The sequence below is a fragment of the Bradyrhizobium altum genome (assembly GCF_020889705.1).
Lineage (GTDB): Bacteria > Pseudomonadota > Alphaproteobacteria > Rhizobiales > Xanthobacteraceae > Bradyrhizobium > Bradyrhizobium altum.
Genome location: NZ_JACMYP010000506.1, coordinates 1 through 2,196, shown reverse-complemented (window position 1 = coordinate 2,196; position 2,196 = coordinate 1). Strand labels below are relative to the sequence as shown.

The window sequence follows — 2,196 nt, the reverse complement described above, 5'->3', positions numbered from 1 at the left end:
GCCGGCGAAGGGATGCCAGCCGCGCGACTGGTAGAATGCGAAACTGTGCGGCTCGCAGAATAAGATTGCAAATTTCACCGCGTCATTGGCACGAATGGTGTGCACGGCGGCATCTAACGCGAGCGACGCATAGCCGCGCCGGCGGCAGTCCTCGCGGGTCGCAACCCCGCCGATGCCGCCGACATGCACCTTGTGGCCATTCCAGGTGATGGTCCGGAAATAGATACCGACGTGGCAGGCGAGCCCGCTATCGTCGGGCGCGTCGAGAAACACGCGCAAATCCGCGTGAGCCCATTTGATGTCTGCCCATGGCTTGTTCTCCATGATATCCGGGCTCCAAACCGCTCGGAGCAGCGGCTCGGCGCGCCGCCACGACGCATCTCCGTTGAGAATGTCGATTTCGATGCTCATCGTCTCAAGTCCCTGGTCTTGGTCCTCGGCTGCGCCGATCTGTCATACACGATCTGAAAATGCGGTGTTTCTCCGCCGTGGAACCTTCTATAAGGGGGACCCGTTAAGTGTAGTCTCCCACCCTCTGTTGGACATTACCCCATGACCTTCACGCTACCCGATCTGCCCTACGCCCACGACGCCCTTGCGCCCTACATGTCCAAGGAAACGCTGGAGTTTCACCACGACAAGCATCACCAGGCCTACGTCACGAACGGCAACAACGCAATCAAGGGGACCGAATTCGAAGGCAAGTCCCTCGAGGAGATCGTGAAGACCTCGTTCGGCAAGAACGCGGCCGTCTTCAACAATGCCGGTCAGCACTACAACCACATCCACTTCTGGAAGTGGATGAAGCCGAATGGCGGCGGCAGCAAGCTGCCCGGCCGGCTCGAGAAGAAGATCAACGAGGATCTCGGCGGCTTCGAGAAGTTCAAGACCGACTTCGCCGCCGCCGGCGTCGGCCAGTTCGGCTCCGGCTGGGCCTGGCTGCAGGTCAAGGGCGGCAAGCTCGAGATCGCCAAGACCCCGAACGGCGAGAACCCGCTGGTCCATGGCGCGGTGCCGATCCTCGGCGTCGACGTCTGGGAGCACTCCTACTACATCGACTACCGCAATCGCCGTCCGGACTATCTGAAGGCGTTCGTCGACAGCCTCGTCAACTGGGATTGCGTCGACGAACTGTTCGGCAAGGCCGGCTGAGCGCAGATCGCAATTCGGCTCGACCCTCTTACCCTCCCCTGGAGGGGGAGGGTCGACGCGAATGAAATGAGCGGCGGGGTGGGGGTGACGGTCTATCCACGCGCGACACTGTCCGTGTTGAGAGATCACGCCACCGCGTTTCGCATTCCGCTTCGCTTCATGCGAACCGACCCTCCCCCTCCAGGGGAGGGTGAGCTTTTGAGCGGCGCGTATTGTGAGCTTCTCGACACACCAGCAGGGGCATTGGTGGGTAACGCGGCAAGCTATCTCCTCGTCTTCTTCGGCGGCGGCCTCGGCGCAACGCTGCGGCAGCTGATCAATGTCACCTGCGCGCGCTGTATCGGCACCGCGTTTCCCTACGGCACCTTCATCATCAACGTCACGGGCTCGACCGTGATGGGCCTGATCGCCGGCTATCTCGCCTTCAAGGGCGAGGCCTCGCAGCCCTGGCGGCTGTTCCTGATGACCGGCATCCTCGGCGGCTACACCACCTTCTCCGCCTTCTCGCTGGACACCGCGGTGCTCTATGAGCGTGGCGAACTCGGCCTTGCGGCGCTGTATGTCGCGGGTTCGGTTGCGTTGTCGATCACGGGTCTGTTCGCCGGGCTTGCGATCGTCAGGCATTTGACCTGACGAAAGAGTCGTAGCCGTAGGGTGGGTTAGCCGAAGGCGTAACCCACCAACACTCCGTCATCATTCGCAGAAGGGCGGCGGGTTACGCTTCGCTAACCGCAGCTCGTCATTCCGCGGCTCGCGAAGCGAGAGCCCGGAATCCATTCCACCACTTGTTCTGCGGTTCAATGGATTCCGGGCTCAGCCCGGAGCCTGTCATCGGGCGCGCGTTCGCGCGACCCGTTGGGGCTGCCCCGGAATGACGGGCGATGACGCCGAGATGAAGTACGCAATGACGGTGCGTCGTATCACGCGAGAACCATCCACGTCGTCCTGGCGAAAGCCGGACCCACTACCCCAAGTATCAGCCGCTGCCCGACGCTGGAGCCACGATCCCGTTCACAATCAAATGCGGTGGTCATGGGTCCTGGC

General features: G+C 62.1%; 3 protein-coding genes. 2 read left to right on the top strand and 1 reads right to left on the bottom strand.

What is annotated here, in order from left to right; all coding sequences use genetic code 11:
• A partial coding sequence (locus H8B02_RS46925; protein ID WP_229172466.1) for a GNAT family N-acetyltransferase occupies positions 1–411 on the bottom strand: 411 nt, incomplete at its 3' end.
• A 141-nt stretch (positions 412–552) separates the two neighbouring features.
• On the opposite strand from H8B02_RS46925, the gene H8B02_RS46920 reads away from it, so the two are divergent.
• Both H8B02_RS46920 and crcB read left to right on the top strand, forming a co-directional pair.
• Positions 553–1,152, top strand: coding sequence for a superoxide dismutase (locus H8B02_RS46920; RefSeq protein ID WP_229172465.1), 600 nt, complete (start codon positions 553–555; stop codon positions 1,150–1,152).
• A 246-nt stretch (positions 1,153–1,398) separates the two neighbouring features.
• On the top strand, positions 1,399–1,785 hold the full coding sequence (gene crcB / locus H8B02_RS46915) for a fluoride efflux transporter CrcB (protein ID WP_229172464.1): 387 nt from the start codon (positions 1,399–1,401) through the stop codon (positions 1,783–1,785).
• The last annotated feature ends 411 nt before the right edge of the window (positions 1,786–2,196 follow it).

Excerpts from the sequence above, each read along its gene's own strand:
- H8B02_RS46920 (WP_229172465.1), top strand. The coding sequence starts at position 553 with ATGACCTTCACGCTACCCGATCTGCCCTACGCCCACGACGCCCTTGCG.